17 protein-coding genes and 2 pseudogenes are annotated in these 24,140 nt (G+C 63.7%); 10 read left to right on the plus strand and 9 right to left on the minus strand.

The genetic code is table 11. The annotated features are described in order from the left end of the window. A pseudogene (locus EN745_RS02290) lies at positions 1–395 on the minus strand (MFS transporter); the annotation flags it as partial. 331 nt (positions 396–726) lie between these two features. Between EN745_RS02290 and EN745_RS02295 the strand changes: the two are divergent. After that, positions 727–1,404: an MIP family channel protein gene (locus EN745_RS02295; protein WP_126056382.1), complete on the plus strand. Its 678-nt coding sequence runs from the start codon at positions 727–729 to the stop codon at positions 1,402–1,404. A gap of 78 nt (positions 1,405–1,482) precedes the next feature. Here EN745_RS02295 and katG read toward each other — a convergent pair. Continuing rightward, positions 1,483–3,666 (minus strand): annotated as a pseudogene (gene katG / locus EN745_RS02300) (catalase/peroxidase HPI); the annotation flags it as partial. 151 nt (positions 3,667–3,817) lie between these two features. On the opposite strand from katG, the gene EN745_RS02305 reads away from it, so the two are divergent. Beyond that, on the plus strand, positions 3,818–4,726 hold the full coding sequence (locus EN745_RS02305) for a hydrogen peroxide-inducible genes activator (RefSeq protein ID WP_126056384.1): 909 nt from the start codon (positions 3,818–3,820) through the stop codon (positions 4,724–4,726). On the opposite strand, the gene EN745_RS02310 is transcribed toward EN745_RS02305, so the two are convergent. Continuing rightward, positions 4,689–5,741: a DMT family transporter gene (locus EN745_RS02310; protein WP_189362931.1), complete on the minus strand. Its 1,053-nt coding sequence runs from the start codon at positions 5,739–5,741 to the stop codon at positions 4,689–4,691. The two genes, EN745_RS02305 and EN745_RS02310, sit on opposite strands and share 38 nt — an antisense overlap. 184 nt (positions 5,742–5,925) lie before the next feature. Between EN745_RS02310 and EN745_RS02315 the strand changes: the two genes are divergently transcribed. From EN745_RS02315 to EN745_RS02350, 7 genes are all read left to right on the plus strand, one after another. After that, positions 5,926–7,923, plus strand: a complete 1,998-nt coding sequence (locus tag EN745_RS02315) for a BTAD domain-containing putative transcriptional regulator (RefSeq protein WP_189362932.1) — start codon at positions 5,926–5,928, stop codon at positions 7,921–7,923. Between the two features lie 107 nt (positions 7,924–8,030). Next, positions 8,031–10,751: a hypothetical protein gene (locus tag EN745_RS02320; RefSeq protein ID WP_127420441.1), complete on the plus strand. Its 2,721-nt coding sequence runs from the start codon at positions 8,031–8,033 to the stop codon at positions 10,749–10,751. Positions 10,752–10,816: 65 nt separating this feature from the next. Next, complete coding sequence (locus tag EN745_RS02325) at positions 10,817–11,662, plus strand: UbiA family prenyltransferase (protein WP_189362933.1); 846 nt, start codon at positions 10,817–10,819, stop codon at positions 11,660–11,662. Positions 11,663–11,676: 14 nt separating this feature from the next. After that, positions 11,677–12,447: a glycosyltransferase family 2 protein gene (locus tag EN745_RS02330; RefSeq protein ID WP_126056390.1), complete on the plus strand. Its 771-nt coding sequence runs from the start codon at positions 11,677–11,679 to the stop codon at positions 12,445–12,447. Positions 12,448–12,673: 226 nt separating this feature from the next. Then, a complete protein-coding gene (locus tag EN745_RS02340; protein WP_245482261.1) occupies positions 12,674–13,492 on the plus strand; it encodes an N-formylglutamate amidohydrolase in 819 nt (272 codons plus the stop codon). Beyond that, complete coding sequence (locus tag EN745_RS02345) at positions 13,489–15,357, plus strand: flavohemoglobin expression-modulating QEGLA motif protein (protein WP_127420443.1); 1,869 nt, start codon at positions 13,489–13,491, stop codon at positions 15,355–15,357. Before EN745_RS02340 ends, EN745_RS02345 begins: the two co-directional genes overlap by 4 nt. Before the next feature lie 12 nt (positions 15,358–15,369). Beyond that, entirely contained in the window at positions 15,370–16,416 is a 1,047-nt protein-coding gene (locus tag EN745_RS02350) for a glutathione synthetase (protein ID WP_126056393.1), read from the plus strand. A 270-nt stretch (positions 16,417–16,686) separates the two neighbouring features. Here EN745_RS02350 and EN745_RS02355 read toward each other — a convergent pair whose 3' ends face one another. Further along, on the minus strand, positions 16,687–17,643 hold the full coding sequence (locus EN745_RS02355; protein WP_245487605.1) for a calcium:proton antiporter: 957 nt from the start codon (positions 17,641–17,643) through the stop codon (positions 16,687–16,689). Here EN745_RS02355 and EN745_RS37435 point away from each other — a divergent pair. Further along, complete coding sequence (locus tag EN745_RS37435; protein ID WP_281033066.1) at positions 17,636–17,761, plus strand: hypothetical protein; 126 nt, start codon at positions 17,636–17,638, stop codon at positions 17,759–17,761. The genes EN745_RS02355 and EN745_RS37435 overlap by 8 nt on opposite strands. Before the next feature lie 123 nt (positions 17,762–17,884). Here EN745_RS37435 and EN745_RS02360 read toward each other — a convergent pair whose 3' ends face one another. The 5 genes from EN745_RS02360 to hisS all read right to left on the minus strand — a co-directional run bounded on the left by EN745_RS02360 (position 17,885) and on the right by hisS (position 24,011). After that, the gene (locus tag EN745_RS02360; RefSeq protein WP_127420445.1) at positions 17,885–18,508 is read right to left on the minus strand and encodes a poly-gamma-glutamate hydrolase family protein; all 624 of its coding nucleotides are present in this window, start codon (positions 18,506–18,508) and stop codon (positions 17,885–17,887) included. 10 nt (positions 18,509–18,518) lie between these two features. Next, on the minus strand, positions 18,519–20,285 hold the full coding sequence (locus EN745_RS02365; protein ID WP_127420446.1) for an AMP-binding protein: 1,767 nt from the start codon (positions 20,283–20,285) through the stop codon (positions 18,519–18,521). Between the two features lie 171 nt (positions 20,286–20,456). Then, positions 20,457–21,158 carry an ATP phosphoribosyltransferase gene (gene hisG, locus EN745_RS02370; RefSeq protein ID WP_126056397.1) on the minus strand — a complete coding sequence of 234 codons (702 nt, stop codon included), beginning with the start codon at positions 21,156–21,158 and terminating at the stop codon, positions 20,457–20,459. Continuing rightward, positions 21,155–22,276 carry an ATP phosphoribosyltransferase regulatory subunit gene (locus EN745_RS02375; RefSeq protein WP_127420447.1) on the minus strand — a complete coding sequence of 374 codons (1,122 nt, stop codon included), beginning with the start codon at positions 22,274–22,276 and terminating at the stop codon, positions 21,155–21,157. The genes hisG and EN745_RS02375 overlap by 4 nt, the downstream gene beginning before the upstream one ends. A gap of 178 nt (positions 22,277–22,454) precedes the next feature. Next, a complete protein-coding gene (gene hisS / locus EN745_RS02385) occupies positions 22,455–24,011 on the minus strand; it encodes a histidine--tRNA ligase (protein ID WP_127420448.1) in 1,557 nt (518 codons plus the stop codon). Positions 24,012–24,140 lie beyond the last annotated feature (129 nt).

A 24,140-nucleotide genomic window follows, 5' to 3' on the forward strand; every position in this document is an offset into this window, starting at 1 on the left:
GGCACACACCAGTCCGGAATGTCGGCTCGTACCGCGTCCGGCGCATCGGCCGGGCGGCGATCGGCCGCCGCCATCAGTTCGGTGTCGCTGAGCAGCGGCGGCGCGAACCTGTCGCCGTCCAGCGCATCGTTCAGCGACTGTGCCGTCTGGCCCCATTCGAGCAGCAGGGCGCCGAAGCCGATTGCGCGCGGGGTTTCCTCGCCGAGCAGCCAGCCGGCGGAACGCTTGCGGCGCAGCGCGTCATAGACGATGTTGCCGATCGCCGCGCGATCGCCGCCGCCGGCAAAGCGGTGCGACAGGCCCCAGTCGCGCAGGGCGTCGGCCACCGGCCGGTGCCGCCGGCCGATGTCTTCCAGAACCTCAATGGCCGCCGCCAGCCTTCCGCCCAGTCTCATTCCTGCTCCGTCAACCGTTGCCTTCAGTCCTGCTCTTAGAGCCTTTCCTGCTCCGATTGAAACAGTTCTGTTGCGGTGAGGCCAAAACGGCCGGTCCAATGCCATCCTGCGTACGACATACGGAACGCTTTTCGATGCAGTCGGTCCTCAGCGGAAAACAAGAACAAATCAACCGGAACATGAAATATGTCTAATATTTTTACTAACGAGTACAAGCAAGCCCGCGGGCTTAACCACTCCGCTTTCCAAGATTTCGGGTTGCGAATACTCTCTCAGCCGTGATTCGCGACGCAGTAAAGGCGGTTTTGCGGATCGATACGAGGAGAGGGCAATGAAGACTTATCTTGCGGAAGTTCTAGGCACATTCCTGTTGGTATTCATCGGCACGGCTTCTGTGGTCACGGGCGGCTTCGGCGGCGCGCTGCCGCTTGGCCAGGAAGGCATCGGCCTGGCGTTCGGCATCGGCCTCATCGCGGCGGCCTATGCGATCGGGCCGATCTCGGGCGCGCATCTCAATCCGGCTGTGACGCTTGGCGCCTTCCTCGCCGGCCGGCTGCCGGCAAAGGACGTCGTTCCCTACTGGATCGCGCAGATCATCGGCGCCATCATCGCCTCGCTGGCGCTGTGGATCATCGTCTCCGGCCAGGTCGGCGGCCACACTGGCGGTTTCGGCGCCAATGGCTGGGACGAAGCGAAATGGGGCGTCAGCTCGGCTTTCCTGTGGGAATTGATCGCAACCTTCACCTTCGTCACCGTGATCCTCGGCGTCACGGCGCAAAATCACAGCACGACCTTCGCCGGGCTGGTCATCGGCCTGACGCTGGCCGGGCTGCACTTCGCCATCATCCCGGTCACCGGCACCTCGCTCAATCCGGCCCGCTCGATCGGTCCGGCGCTGTTTTCGGGCGCGGCGGCGCTCAGCCAGCTGTGGCTGTTCATCGTCGCGCCACTGATCGGCGGCGCCATCGCCGGCGTCGTCGCCAAGGCGCGCATCTTCGAGAAGGACTGATTTTTTTTGAAGCCTGAATGCGAAAAGGCGCGGGGCTGGCCCCGCGCCTTTTTGTTGGAGTGCACGCTCTTTCGAGGATCAGGCAATCTCGAAGCGGTCGAGGTTCATCACCTTGGTCCACGCCTTGACGAAATCCTTGACGAATTTGTCCTTGGCATCGACCGAGCCGTAGACCTCGGAAAGCGCTCGCAGTTGCGCGTGCGAGCCGAAGATCAGGTCGGCGCGGGTGCCGGTCCATTTGACCGCCTTGGTCTTGCGGTCACGCGCTTCGTAGATCTCGTCGGAGCCCGACGCCGGATCCCAGACCGTCGCCATGCTGAGCAGGTTGACGAAGAAGTCGTTGCTCAGCGTGCCTGGTCTGTCGGTGAACACGCCGTGCTTCGAGCCGCCGGAGTTGGCGCCGAGCACCCTCAAGCCGCCGACCAGCACCGTCATTTCTGGCGCTGTCAGGGTCAGGAGCTGCGCCCGGTCGACCAGCAACGCCTCGACCGACAGTGGCAGCTTGCCCCTGGCATAGTTGCGGAAGCCATCGACGACCGGCTCGAGTGCGGCGAAGGACTGGGCGTCGGTCTGTTCCTGCGAGGCGTCCATGCGGCCCGGGGTGAACGGCACCTTCACCTGGTGGCCGCCGTCCTTCGCCGCCTTTTCGACCGCGGCGACGCCGCCGAGCACGATCAGGTCGGCGAGCGAGATCTTCTTGTCGCCGGTCTGCGCTGCGTTGAACTCCTGCTGGATAGTTTCGAGCTTCGCCAGTACCGTCGACAGCTTGGCGGGCTGGTTGACCTCCCAGTCCTTCTGGGGACTCAGGCGAATGCGCGCGCCGTTGGCGCCGCCGCGCTTGTCGGAGCCGCGGAAGGTCGAGGCCGAGGCCCAGGCGGTCGAGACCAGGTCGGAGACCGACAGGCCGGAGGCGAGGATCTTGGCCTTCAGCGCAGCGATGTCCCCTTCGCTCGCCAACTCGTGGTCGATCGCCGGAATCGGATCCTGCCAGATCAGCTCTTCCTTCGGCACGAGCGGGCCGAGATAGCGCACGACCGGACCCATGTCGCGGTGGGTGAGCTTGAACCAGGCGCGGGCGAAGGCGTCGGCGAACTCAGCGGGATGCTGGTGGAACCGCCGCGAGATCTTCTCGTAGGCCGGGTCGAAGCGCAGCGAAAGGTCGGTGGTGAGCATGGCCGGCGCATGGCGCTTGGACGGATTGTGCGCGTCCGGCACCAGGCCGGCGCCGGCGCCGGCCTTCGGCGTCCATTGATGGGCGCCCGCCGGGCTCTTCGTCAGCTCCCATTCGTAGTTGAAGAGGTTGTCGAAGAAGTTGTTGCTCCACTTCGTCGGCGTCGTGGTCCAGGTGACCTCGAGGCCCGAGGTGATGGCGTCGCCGGCAATACCGGTGGCGTATTTGCTCGACCAGCCGAGGCCCTGCGCCTCGATGCCGGCGCCTTCCGGCTCGGCGCCGACAAGTGCGGCATCGCCGGCGCCATGGGTCTTGCCGAAGGTGTGACCGCCGGCGATCAGCGCGACTGTCTCCTCGTCGTTCATCGCCATGCGGCGGAAGGTCTCGCGGATGTCGCGCGCCGCGGCCAGCGGATCCGGATTGCCGTTGGGGCCTTCGGGATTGACGTAGATCAGGCCCATCTGCACGGCGCCGAGATGGCCATGGAGCTCGCGGTCGCCGGAGTAGCGCTCGTCACCCAGCCACTTCGCCTCGGAACCCCAGTTCACGTCCTGCTCGGGCTCCCAGACGTCGGCGCGGCCGCCGGCGAAGCCGAAGGTCTTGAAGCCCATCGATTCCAGCGCGACGTTGCCGGCGAGGATCATCAGGTCGGCCCAGGAGATCCTGCGGCCATACTTCTGCTTGACCGGCCAGAGCAGGCGGCGCGCCTTGTCGAGATTGGCGTTGTCCGGCCAGCTGTTCAGCGGCGCGAAACGCTGCTGGCCGGCGCCGGCGCCGCCGCGGCCGTCACCGATGCGATAGGTGCCGGCGCTGTGCCAGGCCATGCGGATGAACAGCGGCCCGTAATGGCCGAAGTCAGCCGGCCACCAGTCCTGCGAATCCGTCATCACATGGTGCAGGTCCTTGATCACCGCATCGAGGTCGAGGCTCTTGAACTCCTTGGCGTAGTCGAAATCCTCGCCCATCGGGTCCGAGAGGTTCGACTGCTGGTGGAGCACGCCGAGGTCGAGCTGGTTCGGCCACCAGTCACGGTTGGTCCGGCCGGCGGATCCATGCGCCACAGGGCATTTGCCCGCGCTGTTGTCATCGGTTTCGCGTCCATCTTACTCTCCGATTTTTGCCGAGATTTGATTTTTCACCAGGGGCTGCCAGCGGCCGCGCCAATCTGGAACGATTCCAGACTAGGCCGGCGAGACGATAAAGACAAATTGCCTTTCCTGTTTTTTCCGATAGGATTTCCTTATGATTGGCCTCACCGTCCGGCAGATGCAATATTTCGACGCGCTGGCGCAGACGCTGCATTTCGGCCGCGCCGCCAAGCTCGCCGGCGTCAGTCAGCCGGCGCTCTCCGCGCAGATCGCGGAGATGGAACAGCGGCTGGCCTGCCGTCTGTTCGAGCGCGGCGGCAAGACGGTGCGAATGACCGACGAGGCGCTGGCCTTGCAGCCACGCATCGAGCGCATCCTCGCCGATATCCGTGACGTCGAGACGACGGCCCGGCGCGGCCGCCCCGCCATGGAAGGGCGCTTCCGCCTGGGCATCATTCCCACGGTCGCGCCCTATCTGCTGCCGCATGTGTTGCCGGAATTGAGAAAGCATTTCCCGGTCCTGCAACTCGAACTGCGCGAGGCGGTGACCGCGTCGCTGGTCGAGGACACAGCTTCCGGCCGGTTGGACGCCTTCATCGCCGCGCTGCCGCTCGACCATCCCGGCCTAGTCAGCGAAGAACTTTTCCCTGACCGCTTCTTCCTTGCCGTGCCGTCAGGCGATCCGGCCTTCGCCTCGCCGCCGGTGCCGCCGGAAAGCCCGGCGCTGGAAAGGCTGATGCTGCTGGAGGAAGGCCATTGTCTGCGCGAGCAGGCGCTGGCCGTGTGCGGCAATGTCCGTCCGGTGGCGATGGCAAGCTACGGCGCCACCAGCCTGACGACGCTGCTGCAGATGGTGGCGCATGGACTGGGCGTGACGCTCGTGCCGGAGATGGCGATGCGGCCGGCCGGCACCATCCCCGACCTCAAGATCGTCCCGTTCCAGGAACCGATGCCGCTGCGCATGATCTGCCTCGCCTGGCGCCGCAACAAGGCGCGGCATGACGAATGCGTGGAGTTGGCGAAAATCATCCGTGGGCTTGGCGAAGCTGTGCTGGCGAACTGAGAAGCGTCGTGTCCGACCGGATGTCTGCTTCTGGCGACTGGCGATCTGACCCGCGATCAACCGACTTGTCCCCATCCGTGCCATCGGGTTTCGTTCCTATCGGCCCAGTTGAAATGACAGCGGCGAGCACCATGGCAATGCCGCCCAACTGCATCGCCGATATCGTCTCGCCGAGAACCAGGACGGCAAAGACTATGCCGAGCAGGGGCTCGACATTGCTGATCATCGTGGCGCGCACAGAGCCGACAATCGGGAACGCGCAAAGGAAAGCCAACGTTCCGATGGTGGAACCGATCGCGACACCTGCAAACCCGACCCACCCCGCAACAGTCTGCGGCAACGCGAATACACTCATGAACGGAAACAGCAGCGCCAGCGTTATCGTTGCCGACACCATCATATAGAAAGCCACAGCCAGGCCGCCGGCCTGTCTCATGGCGCGGGCGCTTCCAACAATAACGAACACGCAGGTGACCGCTCCGAGAGCGGCAAGGCAAAGCCCCGTGGCATTCAAGGCGCTGAGCGAGAAACCAATGGCCAGGCCCAAGCCCGCGAATGCCGCTGTGAACGCCATCATCATTCTCATGTTCATCGCCCCGTCGCCGAGCAGCGCCGCGGCAACCCCTACCAGCAGAGGGTGCGAAAAATAGATCAGGATGACCATGTTGACGGGGATGTATTTGACCGCTCCCAGAAATCCGAACAGCATGACGGCGTAGGACACGCCGGCAACGCAGCTGACGATCAAAGATTTTCGGACTATCCAAAGGGTTTGGCCGAGCGAGACCATCAAGATCCAGGTCATTCCGACGGTTAACAGGCATCGCAGCGTTATGACGGACATGACGTTGCTGCCCCCGTCGTAGGCCAGCCTGGCGAAGCTCGGCACGACGGCTATCGCAACCGACGATAAGATGACCATGGCCGTGCCAATGGATTGGCGATGGCGAAGCGGGGCCAAAGCCCGGCCAATCTGTCGGTGATCCTTTGGAAGACTTTCAACCGCAGCCGTCATTGTCATTCGCCCCAAATCATCGCGCGCCTTCAAACCTCTTGTATCGCCGTGCAGGGATGCATCCGTGGCAGCCAGCGGGAAGCCAGCGGGATTCGATCGGTATCCGTTGTGCCTCCCGGGAATTGCGCGTTAATTGTGGAGCCAAGGGTTTGGATGACAGCGACCCAGCTGGCTGGTGGGCGTCGTGGCCGTAGAAATCACGTTGTTCGGAGACTTCGGGCTAAAGCTTGCGACCGGCCAGGATATCGACCTGCCGGGCCAGAAAGACCGTGCCCTGCTTGCGTTCCTCGCGCTATCGCCTGGCACGAACCACACGCGAGACAAGCTGGCAAACCTGTTATGGTGCGACCGAGGAGATCAGCAGGCCCGCGACAGCTTGAAACACGCCCTAACGCGCGTCCGGCACGGCCTGCAGGCATCGGCGGCATCTCCGATCGTTGCGGACCGGCGAACGGTGAAGCTCGATCCCGCCGCGGTGAAGACGGACGTCGCGACGTTCGAGCGGCTTTTGCGTGAAGGAACGCCGCAGTCGCTCCATGCCGCGGCTGCGCTCTACCGCGGGGAAATCATCGAGGATGTCAGCGTCCGAAGTCCCCCGTTCGAGGATTGGCTGCTTCTCGAGCGACGGCGCCTCCGACATCTTCTCGAAGCTGCGCTGACGAGAGCCATTGCCGATTCGATCGCCAACGGCGAATTGGGTTTTGCCGCGGAGGCCGCGCGGCGACTCCTCCTGCTTGATCCTCTCAACGAAGCGGCCAGCCGGGCAATCATGCAGGCAGAGGCCGAGGCGGGCCAAACCGTTCAGGCGTTGAGGCGGTACGAAGGACTGCGCGATCGCCTTCGCGCGGAGCTCGGAGTCAAGCCGGCGCCAGAGACAATTCGCCTCTACGAAGCCATCCGGGATCGCGCCGCTGAGGAGCCCGTTTCTGCTGTCAGCCCTGTCTTGCCTTCGACTGCGGAGATGCCGCTCCCCGAGAGGCCGGCGGTTGCCGTGCTGCCCTTCGAGAATCTCAGCGGCGATGCCGACCAACAGTATTTCAGCGATGGCATCTCCGAGGACATCATCACCGAGCTGTCGCGGTTCAGGTCGCTGTTCGTGATCGCGCGACACTCTTCGTTTGCGTTCAAGGGCCGGCCGGTCAAGGTGCAGGAAATCGCGCGAGAATTGGGCGTGGCCTATGTGGTCGAGGGCAGTTTCCGCCGGGTGGGCGACAGGGTGCGCATCAGCGCGCAACTGGTGGATGCTGGTCGTGGCACCCAGCTATGGGCGGAAAAGTACGACCGGGAGCTTGTCGATATCTTTGCTGTTCAGGATGACGTCGCGAGGTCCGTGGCCGCGGCCGTCTGCGGGCGGGTGGACGTGGCGAGCCGGGACCGGGTCGAGCGTATGAGCCCGGACACGCTGCGGGCCTATGACCTGGTGCTGCGCGCCAAGTTCCTGACGCTTAACTATACGCGAAGCGAGAATGCGCAGGCTCGCGAATTCGCCGAGCGCGCGGCGACGCTGGATCCCAAGAGCGCTGTGGCATGCACTCATGCCGCATGGTGCCTCTTCTATGAATACATGGCCAAATGGACCCGTGACTCCGGCGCGTCGCTTCAAAGAGCTTTCGACTATGCGCAGCGCGCCGTTCTGCTCGATGAAACCGACAGTTTTGCCCATACATTGCTTGGCATAGTGCACCTGTTCAGACGGGAATTCGACCAGGCTCATACAGAAATCCTAGCCGGCGTGGCTCTCAATCCCAACGATTTCCTGGCGCGGCGCTACTACGGCATGTTCCTTGCCGCGACCGGCAACGCTGAGAGCGGCATCGCTCAAATCGAGCTGGGGAGACGGCTCAATCCGTTCGATACGCGTTGGGTGCCATGGGACATGGGGATCGTCTGTTTCACAGCCCGCCGCTATCAGGAGGCGATCACCGCACTCAAACAGGCCCGCAATCCCATCAATGAAGTGCACGGCTGGCTTGCAGCCAGCTATGCCCAAGCCGGCCTTTTGCAGGAAGCCAGATCGGCGCTGGAGCATTTCCTGCGCGTTGCGGAACAAGACATGGCGGTCTTTCCCGGCCGCAAGCTCGCCAACTGGGAGCCCTATTGGCACGGAGCTTTCGAGTATCAGGACCAGGCGGATTTCGACCACCTGTTCGACGCGCTTCGAAAGGCCGGATTGGACGACTGAAGCGAGCTACGGCAAGCGGACAATTCTGTTGAAGCATAGGCATATCCGTTGAAGCCGACCGCGGCGACACTATAGGGTCCCTGAAAAGTCGCATGGGGTTGAGGGTATTGCCGACCGACACGGCCCATGCAGCGGGGCAAGAACGACAATCGCGGATATCGCGCCGAAGCGCCTTTCGGGATGTCGCGATCGCGGTCCTGATCGGGCTTTTCGCCTTTGTCGTCTACAACGCAAACCTGCGGTCGATCCCGGCCGCCGATACCTATGCGGCGCGATATCTGCCGTTCTCGATCCTGCGCGACCACAAGGTGGTGCTGGATTCCATCGTCAGGGAGGTCGCCCAGGGGCGCAAGCCGCCGGAGGCTCAAGGGCAAGTCGAGACCGCGGCTTGGATGCTGAAGGGGCCCGGCGGCCACCTGGTCTCCCTATACCCGGTTGCCGTCCCTGTCGTTGTCGCTCCGCTGTACCTTCCGGCCGTTCATTTCCTCTCGGCCAGGGGCTGGGAACCGCTGCTGTTCGACAAGGTTGCCCGGGTCATGGAGAAGCTCTGCGCCTCGCTCATGGCCGCGGGCTCGGTCATGCTTTTCTATCTGCTGCTGCGGCGCCGCTGCGAGCCGCGGACCGCCGTTTTTCTCACTGCCATCTATGCTTTCGGCACGACAACATGGGTCATCAGCAGCCAGGCGCTCTGGATGCATGGGCTGGCTCAGCTCCTTGTCATCGCGACCATGCTGTTGCTGACCGGGCCGGTCACCGCGCTTCGCGCCGCGGCAACGGGTTTTCTCTGCGCGCTCATTGCCGTCAACCGCCAACCCGATGCCATTCTGGCGGCGGGCCTCGGCCTCTATGGACTTTGGTGGGCGGGACGCAAAATCCCCCTCTACGTGGCCGCAGGGCTGATCCCAGTGGGCCTGGTGGTCGCCTACAATCTCCATTTCGTCGGCAATATCGCCGGTGCCTACGCCTTGATCGATCCGCCGGACAAGTACAGTGACGGCGTTCTGGGCGGCATTGCCGGCCTCCTGTTCAGCCCCACGCACGGGCTCTTCGTCTTTTCGCCTTTCCTGCTGTTTGTACCCTGCTTCCTGCGCCAGGTGCTGCGAGACCGGAAGATGCGCGGCCTGACCATCGCGATAGGCTGCGCCATGGTCGTCCAGGTGATCTTCTACAGCATGATAGACTGGCGCCAGGGCATGTCCTTTGGGCCGCGCTGGCTCACGGATATGGCGCCGATGCTTGTCTGGATGCTGCCGCCCGTGCTGGCGGCATTGCCGCGAGCGGGCCGGGTTCTGTTTGCAGCAGCCGCATTGGCGGCGGTGGCGATCGAGGTCGTCGGCGCGTTCTGGTACCTCGGGGTGGCGGATGCGCACGTGGTGGCGGCGCGCGGTCCCGACAGAATGCGGCCAGCATGGGACATCAACAACGCTCCCTTTATCGCCGAGCTGAAGCATCCGCCCGCGCCCATGGACCTCCTGACCCGGATGCGCGGCTATCTGGACGAGATCAGGGTCATCGAGGCGTCGGCGGCGGGAGGCCAGGCGACCGAGCGCCAGGTCGAGATCGTCGGATGGGCGCTCGCTGATGCGATGACTCCGGTCGATGTCAACGCCATGGTCGACGGCCAAGGCATAGCCGGCACAAACGCGTTCTTCGATCGTCCCGACGTCAGTCAGGCACTCGGCTCAACGAATGCCGCCGGCTGGCGAATCTCGTTTCCCGCCAGTAAGCTCGCGCCGGGCGACCATGTGGTGAGCATCCTGGTGCATCCGTGGCAAGGCGGCGAGCCGCGGCTCATCATGGAGCGCAAGTTCACCCTGGCACCGCCGCCGACTACCGAGCAACGCGCGGTTCAGGCACTTGCCGAGAGACAACAGGCGCCCGGCTACTGGCTGACGGATTTCACCAGTGGCACAGCGTTCGAGCAGACGCGCCAGGAACTGAACACCTACCTCAACGCTGTCATGGTTGACGTCCTTTCGCCCATGGCGAACGAGGCCGGCGTGCCGGACATGCTGATGCGGGCGCGGCGATATCTGACGGACCAGATTGAACCCGGAGGCCTGGTCCGCTATCACGGACGACCCGATGCGCCGACGATCGGCACGCTGGGCTGCGCCATAACACCGGACGCCGACGACACGGCACTCGTCTGGCGCGTAGCGCCGAGCACGGACAGGACGCTGTTGGCCCCGGCGCTCGCCACCCTTGCGCAATATCGCAGGGCCGACGGCCTCTACAGGACCTGGCTCGCGCCGACGGAGCGCTATCAATGCCTCGACCCGGGGAGGGATCCAAACCCAGCCGATCTCGGCATCCAGATGCATGTGTTCATGCTGCTCGCCAAGGAAGATCCCCCCGCGGCAAAAGCACTGTGCGAGGCCATGACCCGGAAAGCGGCCGATGGCGACGTCTGGGTGTACTACGCCGATGCCCCGCCTTTGCTCATCCTGCGGCTCGCCGATCTGCGCAAGGCCGGCTGCCCGCTACAGCTGCCATCGTCGCGCCTGCGCACGACAGTTCCCGGGCAAGAGATTTGGATCAGAGCCATTCAGCTTCTGCAGTTGACGGAGGACGGCGCGGCCACGGCCGACACCCACCACGAGGCAACAGAACTTCTGGACAAGATCGCCGCCGATGATTTTTCCTTGCTCAGGAGCACCCCTCCGCTCTTCTATCATAATGATCTGACTGCCTCGGTGCGGCGATTCTACTGGTCGCAAGAGCTAGGATATGCATTGTGGCTGAGGCTCGATTTCGAAAACCGATCCAGGCAGACCAAGGCTGGCTGCCGCTCCGACAGTCTCCAGCAGCGATGCGGTGAAAAGTGACACGAATTCCAATCGAAACGGCCATTGCGACGCGTCCTCGGCCAGGATTGTCCGCATATCGGCTGTTGTCCTGCGTCCGCTTCGATGAAGTGCTGGCGCTTCAAGGCGCGCCGCTGCTTGGGGCGGTCCTATCGATCGGCACCCTGACAAGCGGCAACCTGCTGGAGATCGCCGCTCTCATGAGCGGCAATTTCTGTCTGGTCGCGCATGTCTTTGTGTTCAACGACTGGTCGGGAATCGATGGCGACCTCAACAACCCCCGGCGTGCCTCCGGGACTTTTGCCGCCAGAGGGTTGACCCGCACCGAAATCGGCTGCCTGGCGCTGTCGCTTCTGGCGCTCAGCCTCCTTCTGTTCGGATTGGTCGGCCAGAACACTCTCCTGCTCGGGCTAGCGATTGCCGGCCTCAGCGCGCTCTACTCCGCCCCTCCCGTTCACCTCAAGGGCGCGCCTTTGTTCAGCTCGGCGCTTCATCTTGCCGGCGGGGCGCTGCACTTTCTGCTCGGCTACGCAACCTTCACGGCGATCGACGCACGCGGCTTGGCCATCAGCTGCTTCTTCGGGCTGGTGTTCACCGCAGGCCATTTCACGCATGAAACGCGCGATCACGAGAGTGACGACCTCAACGGGATCCGCACGAACGCCGTGGCTTTCGGCAAGAGGCAGAGCTTCTTTGCCGGGCTTGCCTTGTTCACGGTGGCCTATGCCCTTCTGGTTGCGCTCGCGCTGTTGGGCCTTGTACCCCTCGTGCTCGTTCTGGCCGCGGCCCTCTGCCCCTTGCATGTCCTGGCATCGTTGCGGGCCTTGCGCGAGGGCCTCACCTACGAAAGCCTGATCCGGCTTCAGGGACAGTATCGAGCGTTCTTTGCGATCATCGGACTGCTGATGCTCGCAGCAGCGCTTCTTGCCTAGGCCCGCCCCTCCCAATGCTTTCCGTAATCGTTCCTGTCTTCAACGAAGTTGCGACGCTGCCAAGCGTGCTGTCCGTCATCAGCAGCGCGCTTCCCGGCATCGAGAAGGAAATCATCGTCGTCGATGACGGATCGACCGATGGGACCCGCGAGCTGCTGCGAAGGAATTTTCCAGACGGGCCTCGCTCGGCCTCCGGCATGGTGGTCGGTGCCAACGGAGATCTCGTCTTCACCGACGATGCGGCGGATGCTCGAGTTACCGTGCGACCGCACTACCAGGAGCGCAACAGGGGAAAGGGCGCCGCAGTGAGGAGCGGGCTCGCGGCCGCCAGCGGGGATGTCATCGTCATTCAAGACGCGGACCTCGAATACGACCCCGCGGACTGGACCGTGATGTACGACCTGATCACCGGGCGTAAGGTTGCTGACGTGGTTTACGGCTCGCGCTTCTATGGCCGGCCGCATCGGTCACTCTATTTCCACCACTATCTGGCGAACAGGTTCATCTCGCTGATGTTCAACCTGCTCTACAACCAGACGCTCACCGACATCGAATGCTGCTACAAGATGTTCACACGTGAGGTCAAAGACCGCCTGCGTCTCACCTGCGACGACTTTGGCTGTGAAATCCAGTTGAGCGCCCAGATCGCACGCGCGCGCCGCTTGCGCATCTATGAGGTAGGCATCAGCTACTACGGCCGGACCTATGACGAGGGCAAGAAGATTGGCTGGCGCGACGGGATGAAGGCGCTCTGGTATCTGATCCGGTTCCGGATTTCTTCGTGACTTGTTGGCGCCGTTTCGGCAGGAGGAGGGTCAGCGCGACCAGAACCGCCAGATAGGCGCCGGTCCCTGTCGAACGATCGCCTGCTTGCGATGACGCCAGCCCCCAGGCGAGAGGCACAGGCCGACAACGCCTGCGAGACAATGTGGTTCTGCTCGCAAGCGTCAACCCGCTATGCTGGTGTGACGGACTGGAACCGTCCGCCCTCTCCGTGCATTTCGGTGGATCGTGAACAAGCCAACGTTCAATACCAATCGGGGCGGGCCGGCAGGCTGGACAATCAAGCTCGGTGATTCCCCCGTCATTGGCACGGCGATCCACAGCGGCTCCGACGTCGGGCCGACCTGCCAATCGCTCCTGTGCATTTCCAACTCGGACCGCCGGAGGGAGGAAGACCCCTTCACCGAGCACTTTATCGCCGATTTCCCAACCCAGATCATTGTTCATCGATCGCGCTTCCAAGTCGATCTGAACCGCGCGCGCGCGGCTGCGGTCTATCGGTCGGCGGATCAGTCCTGGGGTCTGAACGTATGGCGAGAGCCGCCTGCCGAGCACATTGTCGACGAGTCCGTTGCCTTTCACGACGCGTTCTACGGCGAACTCAAGCGTGTCCTTTCCGATGTCGAGAAACGTTACGGCAAGTTCGTCCTGGTCGACGTCCACAGCTACAACCACCGACGCGAAGGGCCGAAGGCAGCGGCTGCGCCGCAAGATGTCGCGCCTGACATCAACATCGGCACATTCTCGATGGACCGCACGCGCTGGGCGCCGGTCGTCGACGCCTTTGTGGAAACGCTGCGCGGCCATCGTTTCCATGGTGACCCGATCGACGTGCGCGAAAATGTGTCTTTCCAGGGCAAGGGCGAACAGACCCGCTTCGTCCATGCCAATTTCCCCGAGACGGGGTGTGCCATCGCGGTCGAGTTCAAGAAGATTTTCATGGACGAATGGAGCGGCGAGCCCGACTGGGCGGCAATCGAACGACTGCGCGCCATGCTTGCGTCGACGGTGCCCGTGCTCGAGGCAGCGCTGCGGGGCATGACATGAAACCGAAGCTGGTCCAGGCTGCCTCTCCGTTGGCGACAATCGAATCGGACCTCGACGCACTTTTCCGGGACGGTAAGCCGATCCGCCGCGAGTTCGGCGACGGCGACCGTTTGCACATCGATCGGCCGCTGCCCTTTCTCTGCGTCCATGTCGGCTCGCAGCAGGATGCGGCACTCGATGTTGTTTCCGCCAGTGCGTCCTATCTGATCGTGGCCAATGCCGGCTTCGCCGGCGAGGTTGCGCGGCTGATGGCGAAGAGGATACGCGATCGTTGCGGCGCATTCCTCGTACTCGACATCGGCGAATTGGCCGAAGACCGGTTCCTGACGGAGGACGTTCCGTTCCTGCCGCCTTTCGAGATTGCACTGGCCGGCGGCGGCACGGCGGCTGAGAAGGCAGCGCTCAAGCGCTTCGCCGCCGCCGCGTCCGGACGCGACGCAAAATACCGCACGCCCCGCGTGGACGAATTCAATCCCACGACACGCGCCGAAGCACGGCTCCCGGACCATCTCGGCAATGTGGCGCGCCTGACGGTGCGCTTCGCGCCAATCTACAGGGTGCCAGGCACCGAGCGCGTCTATCCTGAATTACGCGACCTCATCGTCGCCAACATGGTGGATTCGGCGCTTCAGGCCGTCAGCGCCTTTCTGAAGGCATCAAAGCTGGAACCGCCGGCAACCCATCGTTCGCTGGGGCGACGCGCCTATATCGACGCTGTCGTGCGCGCCGACCGGGCGCTCGACAGCGTCGCGTCGACATTCGATTTTCTGCTTGCCGTCACACCGATCAACGCCGAACCAGCCTGGCAGGAATTCCAGGCCGGCGGCTTCGAGCGGATGCCCGCGCTGCTCTACAGGCCGCTCGAGTTCGAGGTTGCCGCGCAGAAGCGGAAGCTCTATTCGGTCTCCCTTGATCACCTGGAAGATCCGCTCCTGACCAGGCTGCTGTCCGAAAAGCAGCAGGAACTCGATCTTCAACTGTCGATGCTCGCGGCACGCGAAACGCCCAGCTTCGTCGAACTCGGTCGAGCACTGTATGGCAGCGTCGAGCCTAGCCTGGCGGCGAGGGCACGCACCATTCTCGAAAAGACGCCCCGCGTTGCTTCGACGGCCCGACAGAAGGGCCTGGGCGCCGACGCTGTCGCCGCGGCCGCGCGAGACATGATCGCCGGATACAGTGCCGCCTACGCCGATTTCGACGCTTCCGTGGAGGTCCGCGCCGACCTGCCGGCCGGCCTCCTCGTCTCTCGGAACCGGCTGCTGGTTTCGCGCGACACCAATCTTCCACCGGAGCGACTGACCGCACTGCTCAGTCACGAGATCGGTGTTCATCTGCTGACCTATTTCAACGGCGATGCGCAAGGGCTCGCCATCTTCCGCAACGGGCTAGCCGGTTACGAGGGCATGCAGGAGGGACTGGCCGTGCTGGCGGAATATCTGGTCGGCGGCATGACCGCGGCGCGGCTGAGACTGATCGCGGCAAGGGTTATCGCGTGTCAGGCGATGCTCGCCGGCGCACCGTTTGAGTATACGTTCCGCGTTCTGCATGGTGATTTCGGTCTCGATGATCGCAGCGCCTTCAACGTCGTTCTGCGCGTCTTTCGAGGCGGCGGCTTGGCAAAAGACGCCATCTATCTGCGTGGCGTGGCGCAGGTTCTTGATCATCTGAAGAGTGGCGGCAGTCTCACGCCGTTCTGGATCGGCAAGATCTCCGCGGCGCATTTCGCCGATATCCAGGAACTCAACGCGCGCGGCTTGCTGCGGGCGCCGCGGCTCGAACCTGCGTTCCTCTCTTCCGACGCAGCGCGTCCACGCCTGAAGAAGGCGATGGCGGGGATCGATCCGATCGATATGGTTGAGACGTGAGCGGAGCCCCCGATGCGCATTGCGTTCTTCGTCAATTCGATTGAGAGCGAGACGCCCGGCTACACGACGACAACGCTGGCGCAGGCCGCGGTTCAGCGCGGTCATTCTGTTGTCTACGTTGAACCTGGCGACTTCATACTGCGTCCGGATGACAATCTGGCTGTCAGCGTCGCTGTCCTGCCGAACGCTCCCTACAGGACGACCGACAAGCTGTATGCTGCCCTGAAGGATGCCGCGAAGCAGAAAAAGACCTTCCCGACAGGCGAAGTCGACATCTTGTTTCTGCGCAACGACCCGTCGCTCGACGCCACCGATCGACCATGGGCCGCCAACGCAGGCGTTATGTTCGGGCGGCTCGCTGCGGAACGCGGCGTCGTCGTCGTCAACGATCCGGACGGTCTGGCGCAGGCACAAAGCAAGCTCTACCTGCAGACCTTCCCCGAGGCAGTTCGGCCGGCGACCCTGATATCGCGCAGCATTGTCGAGATCCGCGCGTTTATCGACAAGAACGCAAAGGGCTGCATCGTCAAGCCACTCCAGGGATCGGGTGGCAAGAACGTCTTCCATATCGCAACGCCTGCTGATTCCAACCTGAACCAGATTTTCGAGGCGGCCAGCGGTGACGGCTATCTCATCGCCCAGGTCTACATCCCGGAGGCCAAGGCCGGTGACGTGCGTCTCTTCCTGATGAACGGCCTGCCACTGATGCGCGATGGCAATTATGCAGCCTTTCGCCGCGTCCCCGCCAAGGGCGATGTTCGCTCCAACATCCACGCCGCCGGAACCGCCCGCAAGGTCAAGGTGACGGACACGATGTTGCGCATTGCCGAGATGGTACGCCCCAAATTGGTGAGCGACGGCATGTTTCTGGTTGGGCTCGACATAGCCGGCGACAAACTTCTCGAGATCAATGTGTTCACGCCAGGCGGGCTGTCGCGGCTCGCGGACATGTACAAGACTGATTTTGCCACACATGTCATCGTTGCGCTGGAAGAGAAGCTGACCCTGCGCCGGGCCTACGGAAAGACCATGCCGAATTCGCGGCTGGCGACCCTTTGATGAACGCAGGGCAAGCCGGCCATAAGATCGGCGATAGGGCAAGCAGCGGCTGGCTTTAGCGAGGAGACTGACCAGCTCGCAGCGCTGTCTTGTGGCATGCGCCCCGACAGAGCAATTCCAGGAAAAAGTGTGAAACGGCTTTCCGTCCGGAATTGCGTCAAAACAAAGAGATAGAGCGGTTCAGCGTTTCCGTGAACAATGAAAGCGCCAGCGATTCCCAACCGGTGGCCGTCTCATCCCTGCATCCGGTTGCCAGCATGGACCAAGCCTTCAGGGTACAAATATCAGAAACACATACGTAAGAAACACCACGACATGAACCATGCCCGTCAGGAATGTCGTTCTTTCGGTGCTGAAGCTCACGTTGCAAACGAAAAGCGCCAAAACCATAAGGACTGCGTCAGCCGCCGGTAGCCCCAGGGTCAAGCCTCGTCCCGTCAGCAGGCTGGCGGCGGCGACCGCCGGTATCGTGAGACCAATCGTGGCGCAAGCCGAACCCAACGCGACGTTCAAGCCGCGCTGCAGTTCGTTGCTGAGTGAAGCGCGAACCGCCGAAATGGCCTCCGGCATCAAGACCAGCCCCGCGATCAGCGCCCCCACGATGCTGTCCGCCTGAGTCACCTGATAGGCAACGAGCGCATCTTCGACACTCGCGGCGACCTGTTCAGCGAGCATGACAATGCCGATCAACCCGATGAACAGGAGCACGGCGCTGGCGTAGATGCCTTCGTGAGGGGCGCTTGCGATCAAGACGTCGCGCGCCTGTCCTTCGATGAAATCGCCGCGGTGCCGGACTGTCTGCGCGAAAACGAAAGCCGCGTAAAGCAGAACCGAAAGCACACTGACAAAGCCAAGCTGGGCGGCCGAGAACGTGCCGGGATCGGTGGTCCGGGTGTAGGTCGGCAGGATGAGCGTCATCACCGTCAGCGCGATCAGGACCGCCAGGTAGGCGCTGGTCCCCTGTCGAACGATTGCCTGCTTGCGGTGACGCCAGCCGCCAAGCACGAGGCACAGGCCAACAACGCCGGTGGATGTGATCATCACAGTCGAGAAGACGGACTCGCGGGCAAGCGTCGGGTTGTTCTCTCCATGCAGCATCATCGACACGATGATCGACACCTCGATCGCCGTCACGGCAAAGGTCAGCACCAGCGTGCCGTATGGCTCGCCCACCCGCCGAGCCACCGCCTCGGCATGCTCGAGCACGATGAAAATGGTGATGAACATGATCGCGCTCGAAAGCGCTCCGATTAGGATCCTGACGCTCGGCGAACCTGCGTCCACCGACATCCCGCTGGCTCTGACCGCGACGGCCATCGCCAGGGCGACCAAGGGCATCGCATAGGACGTCACCGATCGGCCGAAACCTGTCATCCGAGCCCCCGAACGCCGCGCGTTTCCGCGAACTTAGCGGAAAAGGGCGGCGGGGGCACCTCTCACAGGCATCTTTGCCTGCCAAGCGCACCATTCAAAACACGATTGAGGCCTGGGCACCGTTTTGCGCATCGAATGTCTCGATGGCGTTGCGAACCGCCCCACAAAATCGTTCCAGAAGTTCCAACTCGTTCCCCAGTCGACGGCGCAACGACAAGGGCACTTCCAGCTGTGCTCCTTTCCCCGTCAAGCCTCGGTTGACGATGTTCAAATCCTGGATACCTGGAAAGGGATGGTTGTCCTTTTGCGTCTGGAAGTCGGCGTCCTGCAGACGCCAGGCTATCTCCGAAACCAACGCGGCGTCCTTGCCGCCGAGGTAGACTGTCGAGGGATCGTCCCGATCCCGACGACCGTGGATAGCGACGACCGTGGACTTGGTCCGCAACAGTTCCAGCGCGGTTGCCTCGTCAAAGTTCCTGGATGTTATGTGCAGCTCTCGGTTGCTTTCCGGCATGAGCCCTTCAAAGCAATACATATCGAGATCGCGCCCGGCTATCGTCTCGGTGATCAGGGAGGTGCGGGGCTCGATCTTGCCGCCATGCGGGGCCATGACGATCGCACTGCCGGTTCGCCCTCCGCGCCGGACGACTATGCGAAAATCTATGTTTTCGGTTTTGGCAGCCTTCAGCGCCGCGAAATTCGGAAACTCGTTGTCCATAAATGCCGTTTCACGCCGTCTTCTGCACCACCAAACCCAGTTCTTCGATCATCGCCTCGCGCATCAGGAATTTCTGCGGCTTGCCGGTGACCGTCATCGGCAGTTCGGTGCGGAAGCGGATATAGCGAGGCACCTTGTAGTGCGCGATCTGGCCGGCGCAGAAGGCCTTGATCTCCTGCTCCGTGGCAACCTGGCCGGGTTTCAGCACGACCCAGGCGCATAGCTCCTCGCCATATTTGTCGTCCGGGACGCCGAAGACCTGCACTTCCTTGATCTTGGGATGGCGGTAGAGGAACTCCTCGACCTCGCGCGGATAGACGTTCTCGCCGCCGCGGATGACCATGTCCTTGACCCGGCCGACGATGTTGCAATAGCCCTCGACGTCTATCGTCGCTAGGTCGCCAGTGTGCATCCAGCCGTCGGCGTCGATCGCCTCGCGGGTCTTCTCGGCGTCTTCCCAGTAGCCCTTCATCACCGAATAGCCGCGCGTACAGAGCTCACCCGGCGCGCCAACCGCGACGGTAGCGCCATCGGCGTCGATGGCCTTGACTTCGACATGGGGATGGATGCGCCCGACGGTGGAGACGCGCTTTTCCAGCGGATCGTCGACGCCGCTCTGGAACGACACAGGGCTGGTCTCGGTCATGCCGTAGGCGATGGTCACCTCAGACATATGCATCAGCGACACCACCTTCTTCATCACCTCGATCGGGCATGGCGAGCCGGCCATGATGCCAGTGCGCAGACTGGAAAGATCGAAGCTCGAAAAATCGGCATGGTCGAGCATGGCGACGAACATGGTCGGCACGCCATAGATGCCGGTGCAGCGCTCCTGCGCCACGGCCTTCAGCGTCGCGCCGGCATCGAAGCCCTCGCCCGGAAACACCATGGTGGCGCCCTTGGTGACGCAGCCCATCGTGCCCATCGACATGCCGAAGCAGTGGTAGAGCGGCACGGGGATGCAAAGCCGGTCGTCGACGGTGAGCTTGATCGCCGCGGTGACGAAATTGCCGTTGTTGACGATGTTCAAATGGGTGAGCGTCGCACCCTTCGGCGCACCGGTCGTGCCGCTCGTGAACTGGATGTTGATGGCCTCATTCGGTTTCAGCCGCTCGGAAATGCGGTCGAGGCTGTCATGCTCGTCACGCCCGGCCATGGCCAGCACGTCGCCGAAATTGAACATGCCGGGCGAATTGTCCTCGCCCATGCGGATGACGATCTTCAGCGCCGGCAGCTTCTTCGCGTTGAGCTTACCTGGCGTCGCGGTGGCGATCTCCGGCGCCAGTGTCTCGATCATGCCGAGATAGTCGGACGTCTTGAAGCTGGCGGCCGTGACCAGCGCCGTGCAGCCGACCTTGTTGAGGGCATATTCCAGCTCGGTCAGCCGGTAGGCCGGGTTGATGTTGACCAGGATCAGGCCGATGCGCGCGGTGGCGAATTGCGTCACCAGCCATTCCCAGCGGTTGGGCGACCAGATGCCGACGCGGTCGCCCTTTTCGAGCCCGAGCGCCAGGAAGCCGGCGGCGAGCGCATCCACCGTGTCCGACAGCTCGCTCCAGGTGAAGCGCTTGTCCTGGCCGACGAAGACTGCGGCGTCGAGCGTGGCGTATTTCGCGACCGTGTCGGAGAACAGTTCCGGGATGGTCTTGTCGAGCAAGGGCACTGAGTTGTCGCCCGAGACGTGCGCCTTGCCACTGACCGGGGCAATGAAGGTGCCGCTCGCGCTTCGCCCGCGCAGATTGGTGGCGTTCATGAGCTCGTCGAGTTTGATCGCCATCGCCGTCTCCTCCCGGGATAGACCGAGCCTATCAGTCCGCCGGGGCAGAGGAAATCCCACCAATGTCCCCCTTTGAGGGGAGGGTGGACAGCCGCCGACGGCGGATGGACGTGAGGGGGCCTGCTCGACGTGAGACGACCCACCCGCCTCGCTTGGCGAGGCACCCTCCCCTCAAGGGGGAGGAAGGGCGCTCATCTTCGCGCCGATATCGCGCAAGAGCGCCTCATCGGCGGCTGTGCGTTTCTTCCTGGAGGCGACAAGGCAGGCCTGCGATCGCAGCACCACGCCATCAGCCAGCACCTTGAGGTGATTGGCGCGCAGTGTCGAACCGGTGGTGGTGATGTCGACGATGACATCGGCCAGCCCCTGCGCCGGCGCGCCCTCGGTGGCGCCGAGGCTCTCGACGATGCGATAGACCTGGATGCCGTGCTTGAGCGAGAAGAACTGCTGGGTGAGCCGCCAGTATTTGGTGGCGATCCGGAGCCGCCTGCCGTGGCGCTGGCGGAAGTCGGCGGCGACATCGTCGAGGTCGGCCATGGTCTCGACGTCGAGCCAGATGTCGGGCACCGCCACCACGACATCGGCATGGCCGAAGCCAAGACGGGCGACGATCTCGGCGCGCGCTTCCCAGTCGGCCAGGTTTTCGCGCAAAAGGTCCTCGCCGGTGATGCCGAGGTCGACAGAGCCCTGGCCGATCTCGCCGGCGATTTCCGACGCGGAGAGAAACGCGACCTCGACGGCCTCCATGCCCTCGATGCGGGCGCGGTATTTGCGCTCGTCGCCGGGCAGGCTGACGGTGAGGCCGGCCTTGGCCAGCACCTCCAGCGCCTGCTCCTTCAACCGGCCTTTCGATGGGAGAGCGAGCGTTATCATTCGGCCTTCTCCCGCAGCGCCTCGATGCGGTCGAGCCAGACCGAGAAGCCGACGCCGGGGATCGGCGTCTTCGCGCCGAGCAGCGTCAGCAGGCGGTCATAGCGGCCGCCGCCGGCCAGCGGCCTGTCGCCGCCTTCAGCCGCGATCTCGAAGACAAGTCCGGTATAGTAGTCGAGCGGACGGCCGAAGGCCGCGTCATAGCGAATGCCGGCAACCGGCAGGCCATGCGCCTCGATCGTCCTGGCGCGAGCGGCGAAATTGTCCAGCGCCGCGCCCAGCGAGAGACCGGCAGAGGCCGCGAAGCTTTCGAGGGCCTGAGGTGCGCCATCGAGCGGCACATCGATCGCCAGAAACCCTTTCAAGGCCGAGAACGCCTCGTTCGATAGCCGCACGCTGCGCAATTCGGCCTTCTCGATCAGCCGCCGCGCAATGTCCGCGGGCGAGCGCCCGGCGGAAGCCGACAGGCCTGCCTCTTCCATGCCGCCGGCGATGTGCGCCGACAAGCCCTCGATGTCGCCGTCGAGCACCAGCGTCGCGACCGAGCCGGCAAGCTGGCTGTTGCGCGGCGGGTTGGCGAGGTCGGCCAATGCCGCCTCCAGCATCGGCGCCGAGCCGAAGGCCCGCGCCAGCCGCATGCGCCAGCCGCGCGGCAAGCCAAGGGCTGCCAGCACCGCCTCGAAGACGGTCTGGTCGCCAAGCGTGACGGCCAGCGCCTGGCCTGGCAGCGCCAGCGTCAGCAGCGCGTGCGCGTCGGCCAGCGAGCGGGCATCGGCGGCGGCGGTGTCGCGATCGCCGAGGTCCTCGATGCCGGCCTGGAAGAACTCGTTACCGCCCTCGCGGCGCTGGCGAAACACCTCGCCGAGATAGGAATAGCGGCGCGGCGTGCCCGCCTGGCTGGCGATGTGGTCCAGGCAGACGGGAATGGTGAATTCGGGCCTGAGACACAGCGTCTTTCCGGTCTCGCTCTCGGTGAGGAAGATGCGGCGGCGCAGGTCTTCGCCGGCCATGTCGAGGAACGGATCGGCCGGCTGCAGCACGGCGACCTCGACCGCGTGCGTGTCACGCGCGGCGAAGAGCTTGGCGATGTCGGCGGCGATGGCGGGGTAGCGGGAGATCATGGATAGGTTGGGCGCGAGGCACCCCCCTCTGGCCTGCCGGCCATCTCCCCCTCAAGGGGGGAGATCGGCAGCTTCGAGCGCCGCACCCTTACTCCAACACCGGAGATTTGCGAAACCACACGGGACATCCAATCCCCCCCCTTGAGGGGGAGATGTCCGGCAGGACAGAGGGGGGTGTTCAAGCGCCACCCTTCGCGCGGTCGGCAGACTGAGCCGCCAGGATCTTCTTCACCTCGGCAACCAACTCGCTCTCCGCCACCGTCACCTGCGCCGGCCGCGCGGCGCGCCATTCGGCGTTGTCGGCGATCTCGGCCGACATGCGGGCGCCTTCGATCAGGTCCTTGATCTGCAGCTCACCCCTGGCGCGCTCGTCGCCGCCCTGGATGATGGCGACCGGGCTGCCGCGGCGGTCGGCATATTTGAGCTGCGCCTTCATGCCGGCGCCGCCGAGATACATTTCCGAACGGATGCCGGCCGCGCGCAGCTCCGCCACCATCTTCTGGTAGCGGCCGAGGCTTTCGGTGTCCTTGTCCATGACCAGAACGACGACCGGAGCGATGACGTCGGAGATGTCGAGCTTGCCGAGGTTCTTCAGCGCCGTCATCAGCCGGGAGACGCCGATCGAAAAGCCGGTCGCCGGCACCGGCTCGCCGCGGAAGCGCGAGACCAGCCCGTCATAACGGCCGCCGCCGCCAACCGAGCCGAAGCGCACGATCTGGCCGTCCTCGTTGGGGATTTCGGCCAGCAGCTCGGCTTCGAAGACGGGGCCGGTGTAGTATTCCAGGCCGCGCACGACGGACGTGTCGATGAGCACGCGGCCGCTATAGCCCGCGGCGTCAACCATGGCGGCGATCGCCGCCAGTTCCTCGACGCCTTCGCGACCGGTGTCGGCGAAATAGTCCAGCGTCTTCAGCCAGCGGACCTGGGCGGCGTTCGGCGAGATGTCGGCCGCAACCTCGAGCTTACGCCACTCACCGGCCGCGCCGCCCGGCTCGTAGTTCATGAAATAGAGCACCGTCACGATCGCCTTGCGATCGAGGCCGGCGCCCTTGGTGAAGTCGCCGCTTTCGTCCTTGCGACCAGTTCCCAGCAACTGCGCGATGCCTTCCGGCCCGATCTTGTCCAGCTTGTCGATGGCGCGCAGCACGGTGAGCCGGCGGCCGGCGTTCTGGTCGCCGCCGAGGCCGATCGCCTCCAGCACGCCGTCGAGCACCTTGCGGTTGTTGACGCGGATAAGGTAGTCGCCGCGCTTGATGCCGAGCGCTTCCATGACGTCGGCCATCATCATCGCCATCTCGGCGTCAGCCGCGACGCCCGGCGTGCCGATCGTGTCGGCGTCGAACTGCATGAACTGGCGGAAGCGGCCGGGGCCGGGCTTCTCGTTGCGGAACACCCAGCCGGAGCGGTAACTGCGATAGGGTTTGGGCAGCTTGTCAAAATTCTCGGCGACGAAGCGTGCCGTCGGCGCGGTCAGGTCGTAGCGCAGCGACAGCCACTGGTCGTCGTCATCCTGGAAGGAAAAGACGCCTTCGTTCGGCCGATCCTGGTCGGGCAGGAATTTGCCGAGCGCGTCGGTGTATTCGATCATCGGCTGGTCGACCGGCTCGAAGCCGTAGAGCTCATAGACGCCGCGGATCGTGGCCATCATCTTCTCGACGGCGCGGATGTCATCGGCGCCGCGGTCGGCAAACCCGCGCGGCAGCCGCGCTTTCGTCTTTTCCGATTTGTCGGCCATGGGATGGGGTCTTTTCGTTCGATAGATGCTGGCTGGTTGCGGGCGCGCGTGTCCTAGCCCATGCGGCTTGGAGCGGCAAGGGTTTGCACCTTCACGGAAACAAACGGCGCCAAAAGGAAACAATTCCGC

This window comes from Mesorhizobium sp. M4A.F.Ca.ET.022.05.2.1, from assembly GCF_003998845.1.
Classification (GTDB): domain Bacteria; phylum Pseudomonadota; class Alphaproteobacteria; order Rhizobiales; family Rhizobiaceae; genus Mesorhizobium.